General features: G+C 46.5%; 15 protein-coding genes. 3 read left to right on the top strand and 12 right to left on the bottom strand.

Annotated elements, in window-relative coordinates:
• Nucleotides 1-161 precede the first annotated feature (161 nt).
• From Q0394_RS11410 to fumC, 12 genes are all read right to left on the bottom strand, one after another.
• Nucleotides 162-689: a GDYXXLXY domain-containing protein gene (locus tag Q0394_RS11410; RefSeq protein ID WP_298947765.1), complete on the bottom strand. Its 528-nt coding sequence runs from the start codon at nucleotides 687-689 to the stop codon at nucleotides 162-164.
• The gene (locus Q0394_RS11405; RefSeq protein WP_298947763.1) at nucleotides 686-1,969 is read right to left on the bottom strand and encodes a DUF2157 domain-containing protein; all 1,284 of its coding nucleotides are present in this window, start codon (nucleotides 1,967-1,969) and stop codon (nucleotides 686-688) included. Before Q0394_RS11405 ends, Q0394_RS11410 begins: the two co-directional genes overlap by 4 nt.
• Nucleotides 1,966-3,159, bottom strand: coding sequence for a Na+/H+ antiporter NhaA (gene nhaA, locus Q0394_RS11400; protein ID WP_298947761.1), 1,194 nt, complete (start codon nucleotides 3,157-3,159; stop codon nucleotides 1,966-1,968). Before nhaA ends, Q0394_RS11405 begins: the two co-directional genes overlap by 4 nt.
• A 131-nt stretch (nucleotides 3,160-3,290) precedes the next feature.
• Nucleotides 3,291-3,704: a nickel-responsive transcriptional regulator NikR gene (gene nikR, locus Q0394_RS11395; RefSeq protein ID WP_298947759.1), complete on the bottom strand. Its 414-nt coding sequence runs from the start codon at nucleotides 3,702-3,704 to the stop codon at nucleotides 3,291-3,293.
• A gap of 51 nt (nucleotides 3,705-3,755) precedes the next feature.
• Nucleotides 3,756-5,981, bottom strand: coding sequence for a carbamoyltransferase HypF (gene hypF, locus Q0394_RS11390; protein ID WP_298947757.1), 2,226 nt, complete (start codon nucleotides 5,979-5,981; stop codon nucleotides 3,756-3,758).
• Nucleotides 5,965-7,506 (bottom strand): hypothetical protein, encoded by a 1,542-nt coding sequence (locus Q0394_RS11385; protein ID WP_298947755.1) that lies wholly within the window; start codon nucleotides 7,504-7,506, stop codon nucleotides 5,965-5,967. Before Q0394_RS11385 ends, hypF begins: the two co-directional genes overlap by 17 nt.
• On the bottom strand, nucleotides 7,503-8,177 hold the full coding sequence (locus Q0394_RS11380) for a HyaD/HybD family hydrogenase maturation endopeptidase (RefSeq protein WP_298947753.1): 675 nt from the start codon (nucleotides 8,175-8,177) through the stop codon (nucleotides 7,503-7,505). The genes Q0394_RS11385 and Q0394_RS11380 overlap by 4 nt, the downstream gene beginning before the upstream one ends.
• On the bottom strand, nucleotides 8,177-8,860 hold the full coding sequence (gene cybH, locus Q0394_RS11375; protein ID WP_002947950.1) for a Ni/Fe-hydrogenase, b-type cytochrome subunit: 684 nt from the start codon (nucleotides 8,858-8,860) through the stop codon (nucleotides 8,177-8,179). Before cybH ends, Q0394_RS11380 begins: the two co-directional genes overlap by 1 nt.
• Nucleotides 8,861-8,871: 11 nt before the next feature.
• Nucleotides 8,872-10,590 carry a nickel-dependent hydrogenase large subunit gene (locus tag Q0394_RS11370; RefSeq protein ID WP_298947751.1) on the bottom strand — a complete coding sequence of 573 codons (1,719 nt, stop codon included), beginning with the start codon at nucleotides 10,588-10,590 and terminating at the stop codon, nucleotides 8,872-8,874.
• 2 nt (nucleotides 10,591-10,592) lie between these two features.
• A complete protein-coding gene (locus Q0394_RS11365; protein ID WP_298947749.1) occupies nucleotides 10,593-11,741 on the bottom strand; it encodes a hydrogenase small subunit in 1,149 nt (382 codons plus the stop codon).
• A 321-nt stretch (nucleotides 11,742-12,062) separates the two neighbouring features.
• Nucleotides 12,063-12,449 (bottom strand): hypothetical protein, encoded by a 387-nt coding sequence (locus Q0394_RS11360; protein WP_298947748.1) that lies wholly within the window; start codon nucleotides 12,447-12,449, stop codon nucleotides 12,063-12,065.
• A gap of 149 nt (nucleotides 12,450-12,598) precedes the next feature.
• Nucleotides 12,599-14,026: a class II fumarate hydratase gene (gene fumC / locus Q0394_RS11355; protein ID WP_298947746.1), complete on the bottom strand. Its 1,428-nt coding sequence runs from the start codon at nucleotides 14,024-14,026 to the stop codon at nucleotides 12,599-12,601.
• 101 nt (nucleotides 14,027-14,127) lie between these two features.
• Between fumC and pbpC the strand changes: the two genes are divergently transcribed.
• From pbpC to Q0394_RS11340, 3 genes are all read left to right on the top strand, one after another.
• Complete coding sequence (pbpC, locus tag Q0394_RS11350; protein ID WP_298947744.1) at nucleotides 14,128-16,296, top strand: penicillin-binding protein 1C; 2,169 nt, start codon at nucleotides 14,128-14,130, stop codon at nucleotides 16,294-16,296.
• Nucleotides 16,296-21,461 carry a FixG Ig-like domain-containing protein gene (locus Q0394_RS11345; RefSeq protein WP_298947742.1) on the top strand — a complete coding sequence of 1,722 codons (5,166 nt, stop codon included), beginning with the start codon at nucleotides 16,296-16,298 and terminating at the stop codon, nucleotides 21,459-21,461. The genes pbpC and Q0394_RS11345 overlap by 1 nt, the downstream gene beginning before the upstream one ends.
• A gap of 131 nt (nucleotides 21,462-21,592) precedes the next feature.
• Nucleotides 21,593-24,436, top strand: coding sequence for a valine--tRNA ligase (locus Q0394_RS11340; RefSeq protein WP_298947740.1), 2,844 nt, complete (start codon nucleotides 21,593-21,595; stop codon nucleotides 24,434-24,436).
• Nucleotides 24,437-24,541: the final 105 nt, after the last annotated feature.

The raw sequence follows: 24,541 nt of genomic DNA, 5'->3' as shown, positions 1-24,541 counted from the left end.
ATATTATTTCGTTGCGTTTTATTTATATTTTGAGATTTTTATGGTAGCTGCGAGGCGGGTCAAATTTGACTCAAATTTAAGCAGCGTCAAATTTGAAGGCTAGGGCTAAATTTGAGTTCGGGTAAGTTTAGTCAAATTTAGTACTCCAGCCGCCCTTAAATTTAACGCTTGCTAGACTCGCCCGCGTTTGGTTTTTCTAGCACGATATCCTTGATACGAGCTTTGCCGTTATCCATCACGCTGATGACGGCGGTGGCGTTAAACTCCATCATATCTCGCTCCATCTGCTGCGCCTTTTTAGGCGGCATAAAAAAGGCTTCGATGCCGAAATTTGCGGTATTATAATCAACTCTGCCGGCTAAAAACGTCCCGCCGTTAGGCCGCTCGAAGCTATATTTGTCAAATTTATACCTGCCGTCTTTGTCATGCTTTAAGATAGCGTAAATTTTAGAGCCGTGCAGCTGCTGCTTTTTGCTCAAATTCGAGTCTCTTTTATCCAGCTCGTAAATGCCCGCAAAGCCGTAGCTAAGGCGCACGTAATCGCCGCGAAACATATCGCGCGGGTCGTAAAGTGTAGTTTGCAGCAAGATCTCTTTGCCAAAATATATCGGCGCGTACGCATACGCAAGCATCGCGATCACGGCTAAAATTTGAAATACCGCGGCGGCAAAAATCAGCTTTAGTTTCATCTCGCGCTCCTTTTTTTAGATATCCTAGAGACCCCAAGCACGACCAGCGCAAACACCAAAAACAGCGCGCTAGCACTGACGTAATCGCCAACCAGATCGACATATCGCACGAACGCCACCCAAAAGATGAGCGCGATGCCAAATTTCATATTATTTTGCTTGATGAGAGCGACCGCGACGCAAACGCCGATGAGCGAAAACACGCCCTCCTCGTAGTCCGCAAACGCGTCTAATATAAAAGGCAGCGCGACCAAAAGCGCTCCGACGACAGCGGCGGCGTATTTTTTAAAGTAAAACGCAAGCCCCAAAGATACCGCGCAAAATGCGGCAAATAGAGCTCCGAACACGCTTTTTAAAAATATAACGCCGTTTAAAACATTCTCATGGTTCTGGGCGCCGTAAGACCACGGACGCGAAAAATGCAAATCCTCGTAAAGCGACATATCAAAGCACAAGATGCCCGCGCCGCAGACGATGCCGACGGTTTTGAGATAAAACGCGAGTTCAAATTTACCCGCTCTCTCAAGCAAAAACGAAGCGCAAACAGCGAGCAAGCAGTAGCTAAGCGCAAAAAAATGAACGCCGTAAAACGCGTCGTCCACGCGCAGATCCGTCATGAAATATCGCTCGTAAAGTACAAAAGAGACGATATAAGCAAACACGCTCGCAAAAAGCGCGCCCGTAAGCAGCCGCGAATCGTCGCGCCAAAGCACCGCAGCCGAAGCTATGATAAACAGCAAAAATCCGTGCGAAACGCCGCTAAACTCAAACTCCATCAAAAACCAAACAAGCCCCAAAATAAGAGCCTGAAGCGTGATGATGGACTTGCGCGTAGCAAGCCCAAGCGCCAAAGCTCCCACCGCCCACAGCAGCACGCCGTTTGGCATATGCTCGCCTAGATGGTAAATTTGCGCGACTAAAACGATCGCCGCGCCGTAGCAGAAGTTACCCAGAAAAAACAGCGTCGTAGCCTGTGTCTCTTTGCCGTTTTTCTGCGCCCAAACTCCGCTAAAATTTACCGCCGCCAGTATGCCAAGCACTATGATTAGCCTCGCAGCGCGCGGCAGCTCCTCCCAGTTTGCGCCAACTAGCGTAAATAGCGAAAGCGCCAAAAACAGATACGCGACGAGCTTTAAAATAAAGTTTCGCCGCTCGTTTTCGCCCGATAAATTTATATCGTATCTAGCCGCTATCTTGCGCGCCGCCTCGTCGCTTATTAGCCCGTCCTCTCGCCACTTCGCAAGCTCGTCAGCGAGAAAATTTTTATGAAATATCATCATTTTTCTACTCCACGCATTTCATTATCCTGTGTCGTCCAAGCCCAGTAGAGCACCGCATAACCCGCCCCGCCCGAGATCAGCGACGCGATAAGTACCGCAAGCTTATCGGCGTACGCAAACTCGTAGGTGTCGTGATATGAGAGCGAATTTATAAAAAGACTCATCGTAAAGCCGATACCAGTAAGCAAACAAAGGCCGTAAAACTGAGCCAGATTGCAGTATTTGGGTAGCTTTGCGAGCTTAAATTTGATCGCAAGAAAGCAAAATCCAAACACCCCAAGCTGCTTGCCTGCAAACAGCCCCAATATGACGCCCAGCGATACGGGGTGGAAAATCTGCTCCAGCCCGATACCTTTTAGCGAGATGCCAGCGTTTACGAAGGCAAACACCGGTAACACGAAAAAGGCGACGTAACCGTGCAAGTCATGCTCGATCTGCTTTAGCATCGAGCCCTCGCCGTCTTTTGCCTTAAGCGGTATGAAAAATGCCGCCACGACGCCAGCTAGCGTCGCATGCACGCCTGATTTTAGCACGCTCACCCAAAGGATAATGCCCAAAATCACGTAGCAGGCTTTTTTATTTACGCCGGCTAAATTTAAGGCTAAAAGCCCCAAAGTAGCCGCTCCGGCAACTATAAACGATACTGCTGAGAGATGTCCGCTGTAAAATATCGCCATTATTAAAATCGCGCAAACGTCGTCGATGATAGAGAGCGTCACGAGGAAAATTTTAAGACTCGCCGGCACTCTTTTGCCAAGGATCATGATAAGCCCCAGCGCAAACGCCGTATCTGTCGCAGTCGGGATCGCCCAGCCTTTTAGCGCAAAAGCATCGGCGTGGTTAAACGCGTAAAAAACGAGCGCTGGCATGACTATGCCGCCGACCGCACCCACGGTAGGCAGCACGATCTGAGCGGGATTTCGCATTTCGCCCTCGACTATCTCGCGCTTTAGCTCCAGCCCCAAAAGAAAGAAAAAAACCGCCATGAGCCCGTCGTTTACCCACAAAATGAGCGGCTTTTGCAGGCTAAATTCGCCAAAAACCACGCCCATGTTTATGCGTAAAAAGGAGTTGTAAAATTCGCTTAAAAAGCCGTTTTGAAATATTATCGCAAAAATCGCGGCAAGGATGAGCAAGATGCCCGAACTAGCCTCATTTTGGACGAAATTTTTAAAAGAGATATGTTTCAAATTTTAACCTTGAAATAAAAATAGTGATAAATCCTAATAATTTTAGCGTTAAAGAGATAAATGCGTGATAAAAGAGAGACTTTTGCGGGCAAATTTGATAGAGCTTATCAGACTTGCCCGCATCTTAAGCGTTACGAACGCGGAACGGCAGCCTTGGTTAGTTTTGCAAATTTAACCCCTTTTAGTCCGCCCATCTTTTCGGAAAATTTCTCGATAGCTCCCGCTTTACCGCGAAGTATCAGAGTCTCCAGACAATTATCGTGATCTATGTGGACGTGAGTCGTGCAGGCGATGTGCAAATTTGCCTGGTGTTCGATGTCCATCATTTTCACGACGAGGTCGTTTTGGTGGTGCAAATAAATGAGCGTCAAAACGCCGATGAGATCCTCTTCTGCGTCTTTCCAGCTGTCATTTACTATTTTTTCCCTAATCAAATCGCGAGTAAACTCGCTTCTCGAAGCATAGCCCTGAGCGCTTATTTTGTTGTCAAGTTCGTCTAATAACTGCTTTGGCAACGAGACGCTGAATCTTATGATGTTTTCCACTATCGCCTCCTTAAAGAAATTATTAGATATTATACATCAGAAAACTTTAATTTAAATTAATGTAAGCACGATTTGACCGATAGCTACCGAAGAGTCGTTTGACGAAAAGTTCTTATTTATGTAATACTTCTTACCTTTTTGCTTAAGAATTAAAATTACATTTTCAAGCAGGGCTTTATTTTGAAATACTCCGCCTGCGAGCAAGACGTCGTTAGGTTGCGCGTAAGCCGCATCTGCTACGAGCTTTGCGAGCCCTTTTATAAAGCCCGTGGCAGCCGTTTTTGCATCGTCTTTTAAAGCTCTTTTAAAGGCTTCTTTAAAGCAAATTTTGTCACTCCTAATCTCAAACTCGTAGCAAGCGTCTAAATTTGCGTCAAAAAGCGCTTCTAAGCTCATTCCCGCCTCGCCCTCGTAGCTGATGGCATCAAGCCCAAGGATCACCGCCGCAAACGCGTCAAATATGCGTCCAAGCGAGCTGGTTTTAACGCAGTTTATTTGCTTTTCGTGCAGGATTTTTAGATTTTTTAGCTTTGCTGGCTCAAATTTGGCCAAAAACGCCTCCGCCTCGCACTCCAAATCATATTTTAAAATCGCGGCATAAGCAATCTGCCAGATATTTTTCACGCTAGCTTCGCCGCCGATCAGTAAAATTTCGTCAAATCTGCAAACCCGCTCGTACTCTTTTCCGCGCACTTTTAGTATCTCTCCGCCCCAGACACTCCCGTCTGCGCCGTATCCCGTACCGTCAAAGCAAAAGCCCAGATACTCGCGATTTGCGTCCAGATCGTTTTCTAAAATCACCGAAAGTAAATGCGCGTGATGATGCTGGATTTGCGTGATTTTTGAGCCAAAATTTGCGGCGTATTCGCGCGCCCATTTCAAATTTAAAAAATGCGGGTGCAAATCAGCCGCTATCTCGTCAAATTTTAACTCGTAAATCTCGCTAAAAAGCTGGATTAGCGCGCAAAACCGCTCATAGGTTGCGACGTTTTTTAGATCGCCGATATACGGGCTTATCATCAGCTCACCGTCCTTAAAGATCGCAAACTGGTTTTTTAGCTCCGCTCCGACGGCTAAAACGGTCTTTTCGCTCTTAAATTTAGTGCGGATAAATTTGGGATGCACGCCGCGGCTCGTGCGGATAAAGATAGTCTCGCCGCCCGCTACAAACGCGATACTATCGTCGCTTGGCGAGTGTATCTCGCGGTCGTTATCTAGGTAAAAATCTATCACGCCGCCGAGCTTTTCTCGCAGGTCTTTTTCACCATATATGATGGGCTCGCCAGAGACATTGGCCGAGGTAGCGATAACGTCGCCCTCTAGGTACTCAAAAAGCAAAAGATGTACGCCCGTGTATGGCAAAAATATGCCGATTTTATTTAGGCCGGGTGCTAAATTTGAGGGAACCCGCGCGCTAGGCAAGCTTTGCAAAACGACGATCGGTTTTAAATTTGAGCTTAAAAGCTGCTGCTCCTCGGGCGAAATTTGAGCGTATTTTTTAGCGCGCGCGAGGTCTTTACACATCACGGCAAAGGACTTTTTAGGCCGCTTTTTGCGCTCTCTTAGCAGCCCTACCGTATCCTCCTTTAAACGGCACATCAGATGAAATCCGCCAAGCCCTTTGACGGCTAAAATTTTACCCTCATTTATGAGACGTGCGGCCTGCTTTGCGCTTTCGTTATCCCGTGCTAAAACCCGCCCGAGTTTATCTTTTAAAGCAAGCCTAGGCCCGCAGTTTGGGCATGAGACGGGCTGGGCGTGATAGCGGCGATTTAGCGGTTTTTTGTATTCGCCCTCGCAAAATTCGCACATTTTAAATGCACTCATAGTCGTATTTGCGCGGTCGTAAGGCAGGGACTTGATAATCGAAAACCTCGGACCGCAGTTGGTACAGTTGATAAAAGGATAATGATACCTCGGGTCTGCTGGGTCGTAAAACTCGCGCTCGCAGTCGGCGCAGAGGGCAAAATCAGGCAAGATGGGCGCGTGTTTTTTGGCTGATTTTGAGGCGACTATCTGAAAGTCGTCAAATTTCGCGCCCTCTAGCTCGGTTTTTCGCATCTCGTCGATGCGAGCGAGGCTTGGTAGCTCCGCGCGTAGCGCTTTTTCAAACTCTTCTATCTGCTCGCCCTGCCCGCAAAGCGTTAGCTTTACGCCCTCGTCGTCGTTGTAAATTTCGCCTGCAAGACCGAATTTTAGGGCTAGATTATAAACGAAAGGGCGAAAACCCACACCTTGAACCAGGCCTGAAATTTCATATTTAAAACATCTCTTCAATCAAAAACTCTTTGCTAAATTTGGCGTTTAAACCTGTTTTTAGATGCTTTAACGTCAAATTTGCAAGCGTTTTGTTCTCAAAAAGCGAGCCGCAAAGCAGCGCGTTTTGCACGCCAAAACCCTGCCTTAACGAGTCTGAAAAATCGCTCAAAAAATACGCCAGCGACTCGGCGTATCCGTAGCTAAGCAGCCTAGCATCGACGCCAGCGAGCCTAAAGCTCATGCCACTTCTAGCAAATTTAACGACGTCAAAATGCGTTTTGTTTAGCATTTTAAAATCGAGCCTAGGCCCTTTTGCACCGTTAAAATCGCTCGCGTTTTGCAGTAAAATCTCTCCCGCTTTTTGCGCATCGCTATCAAATCCAAGCAGCGCTCCAGCCATACAAAATAGCCCGAAAAAGCCGTTTTGTACGCCAAGCTCGCCGCGCGGCAGGCTAAAGTTTTCGCCGTATTTTTGAAGCAATCTCTCGCCGCCCTCCTCGCGCTTTATCTGCGCATAAAGCTCGTCAAAACTCGCGGGCAAGGCGAAATTTAAGACGTTAAAATCATCAAATTTGGGGTAAATTTTAACTTCATCGTCTTTAAACCTGCTTAAAAATATCCTAGCTATCCCGCCCTCTGCGTCAAATTCTTTTTTTGCGAGATTAAAAGCGGCTAGATTTTTATCCGCGGCGCCCTCTATCCGGCTCAAATTTGCGCGCGAATAATAAATCCTAGAGCCGCTAAAAATGTATCCATTTTCAAGCACCACGGCCTTAAACGGCTGCTTTTGCGCCTTTAAAGCGATAAAATTTACGCCCGTTTTAAAAAGCTTGTCGCAAAGCGCGTAGATGAAAATGTCCCTCGTCGCGCAGACGTCAAAAAATCTAGGAGAGCTTGGGTGATTACTGCGGTAAATCGCCGTCGTTTTTAGCGTAACGGCGGGCTTTTCGTAGCTTGCCAGCGCTACCTGCTCGGCTTCATTTGCGATAAAAATTTTAGGCAAATTTTTAAGGTTTGTCGGCATTAAAAGATTAAAATTTGCGTTTAGTTCGGTGAAATTTGACGCTTCAAATTCGCCGCTAATATCTTTAAATTTAACGCTTTCGCCCGCGCTTAAATTTTTAAAAGCAAACTCCAAAAGCTCGTTAAAATTTGCCTTCGTCACTGGAGTAAATTTGCCCTCTATAAAAATGCAAACGTCGCTAAAAACGCCGTTTTCGCACTCTTTTAGCTCGCCTTTTAGGTAGGCGCTAACGACGCTTGGCGTGATGTTTGAGAGTGTATTTTGCGGTTCGCTCGTTTCAACGCCTGGTAAATTTTCGCTCGCGTAGACCTTTGAGCCGCGCAAAAACACGCTGTGAGGCAGCGCGCTAGCGAGCATATCCGAAAACGCCAAAAGCTCATCTTGCGAGCCTTTGGTGTAAAGTGCCCTTGAATCTCGCTCCTTTTTAATGCTAAATTTTAACCCGCTTTTTTGCGCGTAAAATTTAAGAAAAAACGCGAAATTTTCGCTCGTGCAATCAAACTCGTAAGCTAAAATCATATCGCGCCTTTTTTTGAAAACTCTAAAGCGATGTCTGAAACGCTAAAATTTGCAATCTTTTCGTAGCTAAACCCAAGCCGCGAAAGCTCGTTTAAAAGTGTCTTTTCCATCAAATTTATGCCTTTTATAGCCTGCGTGGAGAGCTCAAAGCTCATAGGCTCGATGCGCTTTGGCACGATACCTAAAATTTTCGTCCGCGGCAAATCGCCCGCAAGCTCCATGAGCCGCAAAGTCTCTAGCATCTCGACCTCGTGCGCGGAGCCGTTCCACGAGACGGCGGGCGGCATCTGCTCGTAACCGAAAAAATACACATCCCCCGTCTCGCCGCCCTCGGCGCTGATACAGTCGGCAACTATCAAAACATCCGCCCAAGCGATAACCGGGGTGAGCGCCATGGCTAGCGTACCGCCGTCGATAAATCTTAGCTCCAAATTTGCGCCGTCTGCGTTAAATTTGGGGCCGTCGCTAAGAGCGAGATTGCCGCTTAAATTTGAGTTCGCGCCATCTAAATTTGACGAGCCAAATTTATCGTTCAAATTTGAAACGGAGTCAAATTTAGCCGAGGATTTAGGGCTAAATTTGTAGTTTCGCTCCATTATTTTGACAAAATGTACCCCAACGCCCTCGTCGCCAAACATCACGTTGCCGATACCTAGCACCAAAACGCGCATCAGTGCTCGTCTTTTACGTATTTGTAGCCGCTTACGATGGCGTCCATAGCTCCGTTTTTGCCTTTTACGGCGTTAAACACCGCCATATACACGTGCGCTACGACAAAAACCATGATGATCCACATGCAGATGCGGTGTATCGTGCGGACGTTAGCTAGACCTCCCATGAGCTCCTCGCACTGTCTCATCGGCTCGTAAAGTAGTCCGCCAAGCCCCTCGTGATAGACGTGGACATAGAGCACGAGGCCCGTTAGGCAGATCAGAAAAAGCACCAGATAAAAGAAAAAATACGACGCAAACTGAAGCGGGTTATAAACGCCCTTTAGATGCGGGTGCGGGCCTAAAAACAGATAGTATTTTATCTGCGCTATCCAGACTTTTGGATTAAAAAAATCGACGATACTCACGACCTCTTTACGGCTGTATTTATCAAATATAAATAGGTAGAGTTTGAAAATAAAGCACGCTATCAGGACAAATCCCGCGATCTGATGAGCCGCGCGCCACTTTGCGTTCATAAACAACACGGGCTGGGTCGTAACCTCGGGACTAACGAAAACATACGATATATAGTATCCGCTCACCACCAAAAAAGTGATGGCAAAAAACCTGATCCAGTGCGTCGCTCTAAGCCCGATGGAAAATTCATACTCGCTTTTGCGGTCAAATTTATGCTCGCTCATAGCCGCTCCTTTCACAAATTCGGATTGATTTTGTATTCGCCCAGCTGCGTGCCGCGCGCATCCATCACGTGTACGGCGCATGCTATACAAGGATCGTACGAATGTATCTTTCGTATGATCTCAAGCGGCTTGGTTAGATCGGCGATCTTTAGCCCGATGAGGCACTCCTCGTAGCTTCCGCGTACGTTTGCGGCGTCTTTTGGCGAGGCGTTCCACGTGCTAGGCACGACTGCTTGCCAGTTGGTTATCACGCCGTCTTTTATACGGCACCAGTGACTGAGCGCGCCGCGAGGAGCATTGCCTTGGAAATTTCCTTTATACTCTTTGCCGTTATCTATGACGTATTTCGCGCAGGTTTCTTGATCGGTTTTTAGATTTTCTACCAAGCTATTAAATGCGGTTAGTCCGTGATCGGCTACTAGTTTGGCCTCTAGCATCCTGGTTGCGGTTCTACCCAGAGTAGAAAATACCGCCTCGAGCGGAAGCCCGGAGTCTTTTAAAAATTTATCGACGATTTTTACCACGCGCTCGTTTCCTTTGGCGTAGTTTACGACGATACTAGCTATCGGGCCAACCTGCATAGGTTTGCCGTCATAGCGAGGAGCTTTGATCCAGCTGTATTTGCCTTTTTCGTCAAAGACCTTAGTATCCACCTCTTTGCCGCTGCCGCCCAATGTTTTCATATCTTTTAGGCCTGTATAGTTTGGCTCGGTCTGTCCGTCGTACGGATGTAGCGGGGCTGGGTTTTTATACCATGCGCGAGTGGCTTCCTCGGTGATCTTAGTATCGTCCACTTCGTAAACCTTGCTGATGTCGCCGTTTAGGATAACTCCGCCTTGGATTAGATACTCGTTTCTACCGACCAAAAACTCATCATAAGCGAACAAATTTGACACGCCGACATCCTTTAGTACGCTTGGCTCGCTGCCGTAGGCTTTAGCGGCCATGACGAGATCTGGATAATACGCCCTGTTAATAAAATCGGCCGCTTCTTGAAATTTGGTTAGATATTCGCCTAGTCTTGCGGGATCTAGCAAGTCCATGACGCAGGTCACGCCGCCAACGGTTAGGCTTTGCGGGTGCGGGTTTTTGGAGCCAAATATCGCCATCATCTGCGCTACCGTCCTTTGTATCCTTAGACACTCAAGGTAGTGCGAAAGTACGATCAAATTTTGCTCCGGCGTAAATTTATAGGTCGGATGTCCCCAGTATGCGTTTGCAAAAGGCCCTAAATTTCCTTTTTTTACGAAGGCTTCGACGCGCTCTTTTACCTCTTTTAGCTTATCTGCGCCGGTCGCATAAGGCGTATCGCAGTATTTAAACGCCTCGTCACTAGCCTTGCGTACGTCCGCGCTTAGAGCCGAGACCACGTCCGCCCAGTCAAGGCCGTGAAGCTGATAAAAATGCACTACGTGATCGTGCATATAAAGGGCGTTGTTCATCAGAGTACGCGTTAGCTGCGCGTTTAGCGGGGGGACGATGCCTAGCGCGTTCTCGACAGCCATGATGCCCGCGCGGTAGTGCGAAAATGTACAAACGCCGCAAATCCTCTGCATAAAAAATCCAGCATCCCTCGGATCTCGCCCCTTTACGACCTGCTCTATACCGCGCCAAAGCGTCGAGCCCGAGTAGGCTTCTTTAACTACGTTATTTTCATCTACGACGACCTCTATGCGCAGGTGGCCTTCTATCCTGGTTATCGGGTCTATTACTATTCTTTGCTCGCTCATTTTTACGCCTCCTCTTTGTCTTTAGCAAAAATGCTTATCGCGGCGTGCGCTGCTATACCGATACCTGCGAGCGCCAGCACTCCGATGCCGATTTTATCGCTGACGTTATCGGCGCCTAGACCCAAAACCGTGTTAAACAGCCTATCGGCCATCGGCTCCTCAAAAGGCCCCATCGTATCCCAAAAATCAGGCTCCGAGCAACCTATACAGCCGTGACCCGCCTGCACCGGCCAGCTGGTGTGCTGATTAAACCTCTCGCGGGAGCAGTTATTAAACGTATATGGGCCTTTGCAGCCGACTTTATAGAGGCAGTAGCCGTTTTTCGCGCCCTCGTCGCCAAAGGTCTGCACGAACTCGCCCGCGTCAAACCTACCGCGTCTTTCGCAAAGATCGTGGATCCTAAGCCCGTAAGCCCACTTCGGACGGTTAAATACGTCAAGTGCGGGCAAGGTGCCAAAAAGTATATAGTGAAGGACGTTGCCCACGATATTTTTCTCGCTCGGAGGACAGCCCGGGACGTTTATAACCGGTTTTGAGGTTACTTTTGATAGGCCGACGGAATTTGACGGGTTTGGCTTTGCGGCTTGTATACCGCCAAAGCTCGAACAGGTACCGATAGCAAATATCGCCGCGGCGTTTTCGCTCGCGTGCTTTGCGTGATGAAGTCCGCTAAGACCCAAAGGACCGACCGTTAGATAGTTTTCCGTATCGCCCGTAGGTATGCCGCCCTCGACTAGCAGGATGTATCTGTCTTTGTATTTTTCGATCGCACTTTCTAGGTTTTCCTCAGCCTGCCAGCCTGCCGCAGCCATCACGGTTTCATGATACTCGAGGCTGATGTAATCAAAAATCAAGCTATCTATACTCGGCGCATCGGTGCGAAGCAAACTCTCGCTACATCCGGTGCACTCGGCCATATGTAGCCATATCACGGGCAGCCTGTCGCTAAGCTCGGCGGCTCTAGCTACGGTCGGCGCCATAGATGCAGGCAGCGCCATAAACGCCGTCATCGCGCCCGCCCATTTCATAAAATCGCGCCTGCTAAATCCGCTTTTCTTTAAAGCTTCGCCGATCGATCCGTTTTTTAGAGTCGGAAGCGCGGCAAGCACGTTAAGCCTCTCGTTTATCCTAACTAGGACGTCATCTTTCATGCTCTCTCCTTGGGTGAAATTTGCATTTTGACATATTTGATAAAAGAGTAAATTTGTCTTTAATTATTATCAAATAGCTTTAAATATTGAAATACTACAACTAAAATTTAAAATTCTATATTTAGTAAAAGAATTAGTTTTTATAATTAAGTATATTATTATTTTAGCATTATTTTTATAAAGAAAGCTCTAGAAAATAATTAAAGTATAAAAAGATAGATTTAATAAATTGTTTTTACATTTTGATATTTTAAAATCAAAATCGCACTATTTCTTAAATCGGTTTCAAGGCTTTAAAATTTGAAATGAAAATTTACGGCGTCAAATTTTACTCTGGCCGCCTTGCATCTCTAAAATTCGCGCGCTTATTTGCATTATCTGCGCAAACACCGCTCCCTTTTGCGTCTCGAGCGAGGCCGCCATATCCTTTGCGTATGGATTTTTGCTCGCTTTTATTCGCTTTATCGCGGCTTCAAGCTCTTTTAGCCGTTTTTGTAGTTTTTCTAGCTGTTTTTTTAAGATATCTGCGCTGCTTTCTGCCTCGTTTGCGCCGCTAGGCAAATTTGACGCGCCGCGCAAGATATCGCCCCTATCGCCGCTTTTTAAATTTAGCGCGCCCGCGTTTAAATTTACCGCGCTAGTCGCTGCAGAGCTTTTGCCCACGCTCATCAAATTCGAGTTTAAATTTATGTTTAGTTTTACATCCATCGCCGCGCCTTTAAATTTAAAAGTATATCGGCAAATTTGAGTAAAATTTAAGGCGCAACCGTAAATTTTACTCTCAAATTTATGGATTTTAAAGAAGGCTCGGCAAAATCGCCCAAATCCCGCCGAGCCCAAAAAGCAAAGCGCCGAGTTTACTCCTTCGGCGCGATCATATCCTCAGGCACCACCCACGCGTCAAATTCCTCGGCGGTAAGTATGCCCGATTTTATCGCCTCTTCGCGTAGCGTCGTGCCGTTGTGGTGCGCGGTTTTGGCGATTTTGGCGGCATTTGCATAGCCGATATGCGGATTTAGCGCGGTTACTAGCATTAGGCTCTCGTGAAGTAGCTTGTCGATTTTTGCTGCATTTGCCGTGATACCGCAAGCGCAGTGTTTCTCAAAGCTTAGCATCGCGTCGCTTAGCAAGCGGATGCTTTGGATGAGGTTGTACGTGAGCACCGGCTTAAAGACGTTTAGCTCGAAGTTTCCCTGGCTTGCGGCGACGGAGATCGCGACGTGATTGCCCATTACTTGCGCCGCTACCATCGTGACGGCTTCGCACTGCGTCGGATTTACTTTGCCCGGCATTATCGAGCTTCCCGGCTCATTTTCAGGGATATTTATCTCGCCGATACCGCATCTTGGCCCGCTTGCTAACCAGCGCACGTCGTTTGCGATCTTCATCAAATTTGCCGCCAGACCGTTTAGCGCGCCGCTTAAAAACACCTCGGCGTCGTGGCTGGTTAGGCCGTGAAATTTATTCGGATGGGATTTAAATTTAAACGCCGTACCCGTTAGCGCGTTTAGCTCGTCGCTTACCATCTCGCTAAATTTCGGGTGCGAGTTTAGCCCGGTGCCTACCGCGGTGCCGCCGATAGCAAGCTCCTGCAAAAACGGCATGGTAGCTAGGATCTGCGCCTTGCTCGCCTTTAGCATATGCGCGTAGCCGCTAAATTCCTGTCCGAGCGTGAGCGGCGTGGCGTCTTGCAGGTGAGTGCGGCCGATCTTTACGATCCCCGCAAACTCGGCGGTCTTTTTATCCAGCGTCGCTTCAAGCTTTTCTATCGCCGGCAGCAGCTTTTTTTGAAGCTCTAACACAAAGGCTATTCGCATCGCCGTCGGATAAGTGTCGTTTGAGCTCTGGCCCTTATTTACGTGGTCGTTTGGATGCACGAATTTTGCATCTTTGACGTCCAGCGCCGCTTTGTCGCGGAAATTTAACCCCAAAATCTCCATCGCGCGGTTTGAGACGACCTCGTTTAAATTCATATTCGACTGCGTGCCCGAGCCCGTCTGCCACACGACTAGAGGGAAGTTCCCATCCAGCTTGCCGCTTAAAATTTCATCGCACGCCTGCGCGATCGCCTCGGTTCGAGGCTCGTCTAGGCGGCCTAGCTTGCGATTAACCAGAGCGCACGCCTTTTTTAGATAGGCAAAGCCCTCTATGACCTCTTTTGGCATCGTCTCTAGCCCTACGCCGATCTCAAAGTTATCGTGGCTGCGCTGTGTCTGCGCACCCCAATATTTATCATTTGGTACCTTTACCTCGCCCATCGTGTCTTTTTCTACTCTATATTCCATGTCTTTATCTCCTTTACTTAAATTAGTATTTGAAATTATATATCAATTATCATAAATTTAATCTTTCGAGATTTTACGCGCAAATTCGATATAATCGCGAAATGAAAAGAGTTTTAGCTAAATTTATCAAATTTTCCGCCGCAGTCGCCCTGCTTTGCTTTGTAGCTTTTTTGGCGCTTGACTTTGCGTATCCGCTTGACACGAAAGCGCTAAAGCGGGAAAATTCGTTCATACTTTTTGATAAAAACGGCCAGATCGTCGCCCTTCGGCCTAGCAGCGACGAAATTTGGAGATTTGAAGCTAAAAACATACCGCAGACGCTAAAAGATAGCGTTATTTTATTTGAGGATAAATTTTTCTACTACCACATCGGCGTAAATCCATTCGCCATGATTCGCGCGACCGCGCACAACCTCACGCACAAAAACCGTATCGGCGCCTCTACGATCACGATGCAAGTCGCGCGCATGATGAAGCGAGAGGAGCGCACCTACGCGAATAAATTTAAAGAAATCTTTACCGCGCTTCAACTTGAGTGGCACTATAGCAAAGGCGAGATTTTAAATTTTTACTTTAACCTCGCTCCATACGGCGGAAATATCGAGGGTGCGGCGGCTGCGGCGAGGTTTTATTTCGGCAAAGATTTAAGTGAGCTTAGTATCGCCGAGTGCGCACTTTTAAGCACGATCCCAAAAAATCCAAACGCCAACCGCCTAGATAAAAAATCAAACATCAACGCACTAAAAAACCGCGTCGCAAAGCTGCTTTATAAAGCTGGCGTGATAGATCAAAGTGCATTTCAAAGGGCACAAAGAGAGCCTTTTAAAAACAAACGCTACGACGCCGTTTATAAGGCCAGGCACTACGCAGCGCAAGCTCTAAAAAACGGAGTTACGCACTCAAATTTGGATCTAAATTTGCAAATTTTACTAGAAAACGCGCTAAAAAATACGGCAACCTCGCTAAAATCAAAAGACGCCTACAATGCCGCAGGGATAATAATCGACAACAAAAATATGAGTGTGGCGGCATACGTGGGTTCGCACGACTGGCACGCTCCGCAGGGACAAAACGACGGCGTAACGATGAGTAGAAACGTGGGCTCCACGCTAAAGCCATTTATATTTTCGCTAGGACTCGACGAGGGTTTCATCACGCCAAAAAGCCAGATGATAGATACTGAAATTTTCCTCGGAGAGTACGTGCCTAAAAACTACGACAGCAGGTTTTTCGGTATCATCTCGGCGACCGAGGCGCTGGCGCTTAGCCTAAATATCCCGGCCGTTAGTCTAAACAACAAACTAGGCGAAAACTCTCTTTACGAGCTGCTTTCTAGAGTGCATTTGGTGAGTTATTCAAAGGAATTTTACGCCGATAGTATCGCGCTTGGAAGCGCGGAAATGAGCTTGCTAAGCTTAGCCCACCTCTACACTATCTACGCAAACGGCGGCGAGCTAAAACCGCTAGAGGTTGCCGGCAAAACACTACTAGGCTACGGACGGCTAATCAGCCCGCAAAGCGCGTATCTAACCTCAAAAATGCTCTCAAGCGCGTCAAGAAGCTATCTGGGCGTCGCGTGGCAATACGCAAAAGACACGCCTCAAATCGCCTTTAAAACCGGCACCAGCTACGGTTCGCGCGATATCTATACGATCGGCGTAAATAACGACTACACGGTCGCGGTTTGGTTTGGCAACTTTAGCGGCAAAAAGACGCAAAATTTAAGCGGATTTAGCGACGCGTCTCGCACGGTTTTTGACATCTTTAAGCTGCTAGCTCAAAAACAAAAATTATCTTTCATGAGCGCGCCAGGCGGCATTGAGTCCCAAAAAACCTGCCTTGACGCGTTTAAATTTAAAGAGTGCAGAGACAAGGAGGACGACTGGCAGATAGAGGGCGTTACGCCAAAGGATATCTGCGAGAGTATCAGGGGCGATGAAGTAGGATTTTTACTAAAAAACGGCGCGATTACTCAAGAAGATATCAAAGAAAGTCCTTGTTACTATAAATTTAAAAGCTATAAACCTCTCGTTGCAACGCCGTCAAATAATCAAATTCTGCTGAGCGATGAGAATTTAACCAAAGTTATGCTAAAATGTTACGCGTATATCGGCGATGAGATATATCTCAAGATCGACGAAAACGAGTGGAAAAAAGTAAACAACGCGAGCGAAAATACCTTAAATTTAACGCAAGGCAAACACAAGCTCGGGTGTCTGGACGAAAATTCGAATTTAAGCGAAATCAATATCGAAATAAGGAGGTTTTAATGCGTTTAAAGCTAGTCGGCTTAAGCCTAAGCTGCATCTTGGCAGCAAATTTAAGCGCCTTTACGCTTGACGGTTCAAGCAGGGCGTTAGACGACGGCTCGGTAAGCATTGGCGTAAAATACGCCCAAAACGAACAGTCTCTCATCGGCAAGGTCACGCACAAAAAAATAATCGAGTGCGCGCCCGAGATAACGGGAGCCTTTGAGTATGGATCAGACTCGATTTTCTTTTACCCTAAAAAGCCTCTTGCAAAAGGCGTAAGCTACTCGTGCAAAAAAGGCGATAGTAAGGTTAAATTTTACGGCGGAGATTTCGTGCTATCAAATATGATCGAGTACTCCGGAGATACCTTTTTAGCGGTGTTTAATGACGAGGTTAGCGAGGATGAGTTTGCCGCGAATTTTAAAATTTACGACAAGCAAAATTTAGCCAAACAAAACATCAAATATAAAATCGTAGCCAAAACGCCTAAAAGCTTTCAGATAAAGTTACTTGAAAGCGGCGACAATTTAGTATTTTCGGTTTCTAAAAACCTCAAAAATACTTCGGGTATAAATTTGGCCGATAGTTTTGAAGTCGTGCAAAAAGTCTCAAATCCCGATGAAAATTTCGTCGATAAGCCAAAAGCCAAGACTATGTTTTTAAACGAAGTCGAAGGCATTAGCCTAGATAACGGCAAACTAGCGGCTAGACTCTATCTTAAAGATTGGATAGATTCTGATAATATTAAAAAATTTATCAAGGTCGAGGGCGTAAATAGCTTTGAAGTTGGCGAAATGGAGTACACTAGCCACCAAGACGCCGACGGCGAGTATTACTACTACTATATCGACATCACCAGTAAAGACTTCAAACCGCAGACAACCTACAAAATCACCTTCTATAAGGGCTTTGGCGACGACTACTCGATGCTACGAGAAAACTCCACCTTTAACGTCGCTTTTGGCGATCTAAAGCCGTTTTTGGAGTTTACCGATAGCGGCACGTATATGTCTAACCTGGGCGAGATCGGCATAAAAAGCGTAAACACAAACACCGCTAAAGTCGTCGTCGAAAAGCTAAAAGAGCAAAATTTAAGATACTTTTTAAATTTTACCGAGACTCCTTTGGATAACTACGCCGAGGAAGTAGCCAGCAAAAACTACGAGATCGGCGGCGCTCAGAACGAAATGCAAAAAAGCAAGATCAAGCTTGACTTTGCCGAGGGCGGCGACGGAGTTTATCTAGTCACGGTCTACTACGACAAAGACAAAAGCGTACAAAAAGCGGTCTATCTAACCGATATCGGCCTAAGCATGAAGGTTTCAAAAGACGAGGTGTTTTTATTTGCCAACCGCTTAAGCAAAAACGAAGTAGTCGCAAACGCGGACGTCAAAATTTACTCCACTAAAAACAATCTCATCGCAAGCGGCATCACAAACGACGAAGGCGTATTTAAATTTAATAAAAAAGACATCGGCAAGGACGTCTCAAGCGCAGTTTTAACGCTAGGTAAAGAGCAAAGCTTCATCGCCCTATCGCAAAACAAACGCCTAAACGAGGAGTCAAATTTAGACGCCAAAGATAGAAGCGAAACGTATAGCGCGTATTTGCACTTTGCTAGCAACATCATCCGCCCGCAGGAAAACATAAAAGGCGAGATCATCATCAAAAACGCGCTGTTTAAGAGCCTCTCAAACATGCCCGTTAAGCTAAAAATCAGAGATCCGCAAAATAAAGTGATCCTAAATAAAGGCGTAAACACCACCGAGCTTGGCGTGATAAATTTCGACGAGCCGGTAAACTCGGGACTAACCGGAACGTTTAAATTTGAAGTGATCTTTGCAAATAAAATCATCGATAGCTACGACTTTTCAGTCGAGTCCTTTACTCCGCAACGCATCAAAAACGAAGTTAAGCTAGATAAGCAAATTTACGCTCTAGACGATCTAATAGACGTAAAACTGCAAAGCAACTACCTTTTTGGCGGAGCGGCGGCTAATTTAGAAGGCGACGTGGCGTTAAATTTATATCAACAAGATTACAAAAACGATAAATTTAAAGAGTATAAATTTAGCAACGGCGAATACGCCGCAAACGGCCTAGATCAGTTTACTAAACCAGTCACTCTAGACAACGAGGGCAAAGGTGCGACTGCGTTTAAGCTACAAAACAAAGGCAAAATCGCAAGCATTTTAAAAGGCACCGCGGTATTTACCATTAACGATGACGGCAAAAATGTAAGCGCTAGCAACGACTTTAGCGTATATCCTTTTGACGTGATGGTCGGCGTCAGAGCAAACGACACCTACATCGACGCAAACTCCAAACTAACGCTAAATTTCGTAAGCGTCGATCCGCTTAAAGACGAGGAGTTAAAAGATAGACAAAAAGCCGTCGAGATCAAAAAAGCGATCTGGGAATACAACTACGACAAAGAAGGCTATCTAAAATGGAACAAACGCTACGAAAAGGTCTTTAGCGATACTCTTAGCGGTAACGAATTCGTTTATGATTTCAATCAAAGCGGCGACTTCATAGTCGTGGTTTCCGATATCCTAAGCGGCCACTCGGCAAATTTAGATATCTACGTTAGCGGCTGGGACTACGGCGGCACGTTGCAACCGACAAAAGAGCTAGCAAAAGCTAAAATCAAGCTAAATCAAAAAGTCTATAAAAAAGGCGATTCGCTAAACGTAGACGTTAGCTCTGTGCTAAAAAGCGGCATCGGCATCATCACGGTCGAGTCAGAAAACGTCAAAAAGTATAAAGTCGTAAATATAGAAAACAACGTAGCAAACGCTAAATTTGACCTTGACTTCGATTTTGAGGGACTTTATGTAACCGCATCCATCATGCGCGTAGCCGATAACGACGTCTTGCCGTTTAGAACCTATGACAAAGTCTATGCAAAAGCGGACAAATCATACCGAGCGACAAACGTCAGCATCGAAGCGCCAAAAGTCGTCAAGTCAAACTCCAAATTTAAAACTACCGTAAAAACTGAGCCAAATGCAGAGGTTACGCTATTTGCGGTCGATGAAGGCGTGCTACAAGTAACAAATCAAAAGCTAAAGAGCCCGCTTAACTTTTTTGACAAAATTTTAAACGACGGCGTGCTTGATTATGACATCTACGCAAATTTGAGCGGATTTAAAAAAGACGGCAAAGTACTAAGCTTCGGCGGCGACGCGGCAGCTGCTCTCATGGAGATGAGAATGGCTAAATTTGCCAGCCCTGTCGATAAGAAAAACGTCAAAACCTACATCAAAATGCAAACCGCAAAAGCGGGTGCGGACGGCGTAGCAAACTTTGACGTAGAGGTACCTAGCGACTTTAACTCCGAGATAAATTTGGCCGTACTTAGCGTCATCGGCGACAAGCTCGGCTTTAGCGTAAATGCCGTCAAGGTAAAAGACGACATCATCCTAAAACCGACGCAAACTGCGTATTTGATCCAAGGCGACCAGGTAAACTACACACTAAGAGTGATCAACACCACTAAAGAGCCAAAAACCGTCGCCCTAAGCATAGATACGAACCTAAACGCACAGCTAGCAGTTGACAGCATCGAGCTAAAACCTAACGAAAACGCGAAATTAAATTTCGTCATCGATGCTAACGCTACGGGTAAATCATATATAAATTTCACCGCAAACGACGGTAAAAACGGCTATACGTACTCGCAAAAGCTTGACGTCATCCACGCCTATCCGCTTAGTACCTACGCTAAAAATTTCCAGGCTACCGTGGAAAAGACATTTAAGCTTGACGAGGAGTTTAAACGCATCAGGATCGACGCTTCAAGCTCTATCAAAGGCGTACTAAGCGCAAATAGCGACAAGCTCGTAAATTACCCTTACGGATGCTCCGAGCAACGCTCAAGTAAGCTTTTTGAGCTAAATTTCCTAGTGCTTGGCGGAGACGATTCTAAAGAAGCCAAGGCAAAAGAAGCCGATAGAAAAAGATTCGTCGAAGCAGGCTTGCAAGACGTCATCAATATGCAAAAAATAGACGGCAGCATCGGCTACTGGGATCAGCTAAGCTACACGAACAACTTTGCTTCGATCTACGCTATCGATATGCTATTTACGCTTGAAAAATCAGGCTTTGCGCTAGATAGCCACGTAAAAAGTAAAGCGATCGACTGGCTAAAGGCATTTGGCAGCAACGATAACTTCCAAGCCCTTTACGCAGCCTACGTCCTAAGCACGCAAAAGAAACTCGATAGATCAAAGCTAAACGCTCTATACGATCAAAAGAGATACCAAAACAGCGCGCTTGACGGATACTTGATGGCAGCGATCCTCAAAAACGAGGGACTAAATAAAGAGAGCGAAAAAGTGCTAAAAGGACTAAACAAATCGACCTTTGACCGCGAAAAAGAGCTAGCAGATAACTTTGGCTCAGAGATCAGAAACAAGGCCTTTATGTTACTTTTGCACGCCAATCACTTTGAAAAAAACGCATTTAGCGACGAGCTAGCAGACTACCTGATCGCTCGCGTAGATAAGCTGCATTCGACACAGGAGCGCGCATTTACGCTAAGAGCGCTAAGAGCTTATATCAAAGACGTCTCAAGCGAGAACAAATTTAAGCTAATCGCCGACGGACACGATCTAAATTTCGACGGTCGCGGAGCTATCAACATCGCTCCTAAAAAGCCTGAGATCACTATCGTACCTGAAAACGGCGCAGCCGTCTATCTAGGCGTTAGCGCGTCAGGCTACAAAAAGCTAGACGTAAATCACAAATTTGACAAAAAAGGGCTTGATATCTACAGAACCTTCGTCGGTAAAGACGGCAAAGAGATCGATATCAACGCGCTTAAGGTAAACGACGTCATCTACTCGAAGCTTTCTCTTAAAACGAATGAGTTTATCAGAAACGGCGTGATAAACGAAACGATCAGCCCTTGCCTTGAGGTGGTAAACGAAAACATCGTACCAAACGTAAGAACTGAAGCTACGAAAAACTCTTTAACTCTCGAGCATCAAAACATCGAGGACGACAGAGTTTTGAGCTTTTATAGCTTGGACGCCAGCAAGGATGCGCACGTGCTTTATACGCCTCTTCGCGTCGTCATGAGCGGTAAGTGCATGCTACCTGCGGTCATCACGGAGAACATGTACGACGAGAGCATGAGCGACTACGATCTAGCTCAGCACGAATTTATCGTCAAATGATCCTTTGCGAAGCGGTTTTTTAGCCGCTTCGCTTTTCTTTGCCTATTCTTAAAAACAACCTATTTTAAACATACTATTAGCAAATTTGTAGTAAAATCCGACATTTTTTAAACAATTATTAAGGATAAAATATGGCGGAATTTTACGACGCAAAAGAAGTAGAAGATAAATTTTATAAAATTTGGGAAGAACGCAGATATTTCGAGATAGACGCGAACAAAAATATCCGCAAAGACGGCCGTAAATTTTGTATCATGATGCCGCCTCCAAACGTAACGGGCTCGCTTCATATCGGGCACGCGCTAACCTTCACATTGCAAGACATAATGACGCGCTACAAAAGGATGGACGGCTACAAAACGCTGTGGCAGCCGGGCCTTGATCACGCAGGTATCGCCACGCAAAACGTCGTTGAAAAGCAGCTCCTAGCCCAAGGCGTCAAAAAAGAAGAGCTCGGACGCGAAAAATTTGTAGAAAAAGTCTGGGAATGGAAAGAAAAAAGCGGCGGCATGATTGTGCATCAGATGCGAAAACTAGGCATCTCGCCGGCATGGTCGCGTCAAAGATTTACGATGGATGAGGGACTAAGGATAGCGGTCAAAAAGGCTTTCGTAAATCTCTACAAAAAAGGACTCATCGTACGCGAAAACTACATGATAAACTGGTGTACGCACGACGGCGCACTTTCTGACATTGAGGTCGAGCACAAGGAAAACAAAGGCAAGCTTTATCATTTGAGATACTACCTTGCGGACGGACAAAATTTAACGGCAAATTTAAACAAACAAGCCGAAGTATCGTGCAATGAATTTGCTGGTTGCAAGAGGGGCGCGAATGAGGCGCAAATTTTAACCCAAAAAGACGAGGCTAATTATCGCGAAGAGAGGCGAGGCGGAGTGGATTTTGACGACGGGAGCGCACCGGTCGTGCATGACCGAGTAGAAATCAGCTCCAACAAAGCATATCAAAGCGAGAATTTGCCGTATATCGTCGTGGCAACGACAAGGCCTGAAACATATTTCGGCGATACGGCGGTAATGGTAAATCCAAACGACGAACGCTATAAAAATTTGATCGGCAAAAAAGTCGTATTGCCGATAATCGGTCGCGAGATCGAGATTATCGCCGACGAACACGTCGATATGGAGTTTGGAACGGGTCTAGTAAAAGTCACGCCGGCGCACGACACCAACGACTACGAGGTCGGCAAAAGACACGATCTAAAATTTATCACCGTTTTTGACGAAAAAGGCATCCTAAACGAGCAGTGCGCGCAGTTTAAGGGACTTGAGCGACTAGAGGCCAGAGACGTCATCGTCGCAGAGCTAGAAAAACTCGGAAACGTCGAGAAGATCGAAGACTACGAAAATCAAGTCGGCTACTGCTACCGCTGCAAAAACGTCGTCGAACCATACATCTCAAAGCAGTGGTTCGTCAAAAAACAGATCGCAGACGACGCGATCGCAAAGGTCGGCGAAGGATTAGCCAAATTTTACCCGGCTCACTGGATAAACAGCTTTAACGCCTGGATGCGCGAACTTCGCGACTGGTGTATCTCACGCCAGCTATGGTGGGGGCATCAGATCCCGGTATTTTACTGTGACGCGTGCGGACATGAGTGGGCGGACGAAGGCGAGCCGACGCAGTGTCCAAAATGCAAAAGCGCAAATTTCCATCAAGACCCGGACGTCCTTGATACCTGGTTTAGCTCGGGGCTTTGGCCGTTTAGTACGCTTGGATGGGGCAACGGCGAGGAGCTAAAAAACGAGAAATGGTTTGACGGCGATTTGGCTGAATTTTACCCAAACAACCTGCTAATCACCGGCTTTGATATTTTATTTTTCTGGGTAGCTAGGATGATGTTTCAGGGCGAAAATGCGCTTGGCAAGCTGCCGTTTGACGACATCTATCTGCACGCTTTAGTTAAAGACGAGCAAGGCAGAAAAATGAGTAAGAGCCTAGGCAACGTCATCGACCCGCTCGTTAGTATCGAGGAGTATAGCGCCGACGTCTTGCGCTTTACGCTTGCGCTGCTAGCGGTGCAGGGGCGCGACATCAAGCTAAGCGACGAAAAGATGAAGCTCGTGAGAAATTTTACGAACAAGCTTTACAACGCGAGCAAATACCTACTACTAAACGAGTCTAAATTTGCAAATTTAAGCGACGTCAAAATCGAAACCAAGCTTGGTAAATACATGCTAAGCCGCTTTAACGAGTGCGTGCGCGAGGTGCGAGAAAACATCGATGCCTACCGCTTTAACGACGCGGCAAACGCGATTTATAAATTTTTATGGGATGAGTTTTGCGACTGGGGCATCGAGCTTAGCAAAGCCGACAAAGGCAGCGTAAAGGAGCTTGGAGCGATATTTAAAGAAGCGATGAGACTGCTAAGTCCCTTTATGCCGTTTATCTCCGAGTACCTTTTTCACGAGCTTAGCGGCTCAAATTTAGAAAACGCAAGCTCGATCATGATAGAGGAGTATCCGCAGGCTAACGAGCGCGACTTGCAGATAGAAAAGACCTTTGAGCTAGTGATCGAAGCCATCGTCGCGATCCGCCGCGCAAAGGCGACCATCGAGCAAGGCAACTCAAAAATCCCAAAAGCTTTCATCAAGCTAAACGGAAACGAGAAATTGACTGAGGCGACAAACTACATTGCGCTGCTAGCTAAATGCGAGCAGATCGAGTTTTGCGACGCTAAAATCGAAAACGCCGCGCGCGACGTGAGCGAAAATTTGGAGGCATTCGTGCCGCTTGAAGGCGTGGACATGAGTGCGGTGATCATGCGACTGCGGTCGCAAAAAACCAAACTAGAAAAAGAGATAGCAAAGCTCTCAAGTATGCTAAATAACGAGAAATTCGTAGCCTCCGCCCCGCAAGCCGTGGTTGAAACCAACCGCGAAGGGCTAGCTAGCGCGACGCAAAAGCTAGAAAAGGTAGATAGCGAGCTAGCAAATTTGGGAGCGGTCGATTGATATTTTTTGGTTTTTGCGTTAGGACTTGGCAGATCCAAACAGTGCCTTGAGCGGTTAAATTTAAACTGCGGCGCACTGTTTAATGCGCAAAAATTTAAAAAAATA

This window comes from uncultured Campylobacter sp., assembly GCF_938039205.1.
Taxonomy (GTDB): Bacteria; Campylobacterota; Campylobacteria; order Campylobacterales; family Campylobacteraceae; genus Campylobacter_A.
Note: the sequence above shows the minus strand (reverse complement) of the source record. Positions and strands in the feature narration are given on the sequence as shown.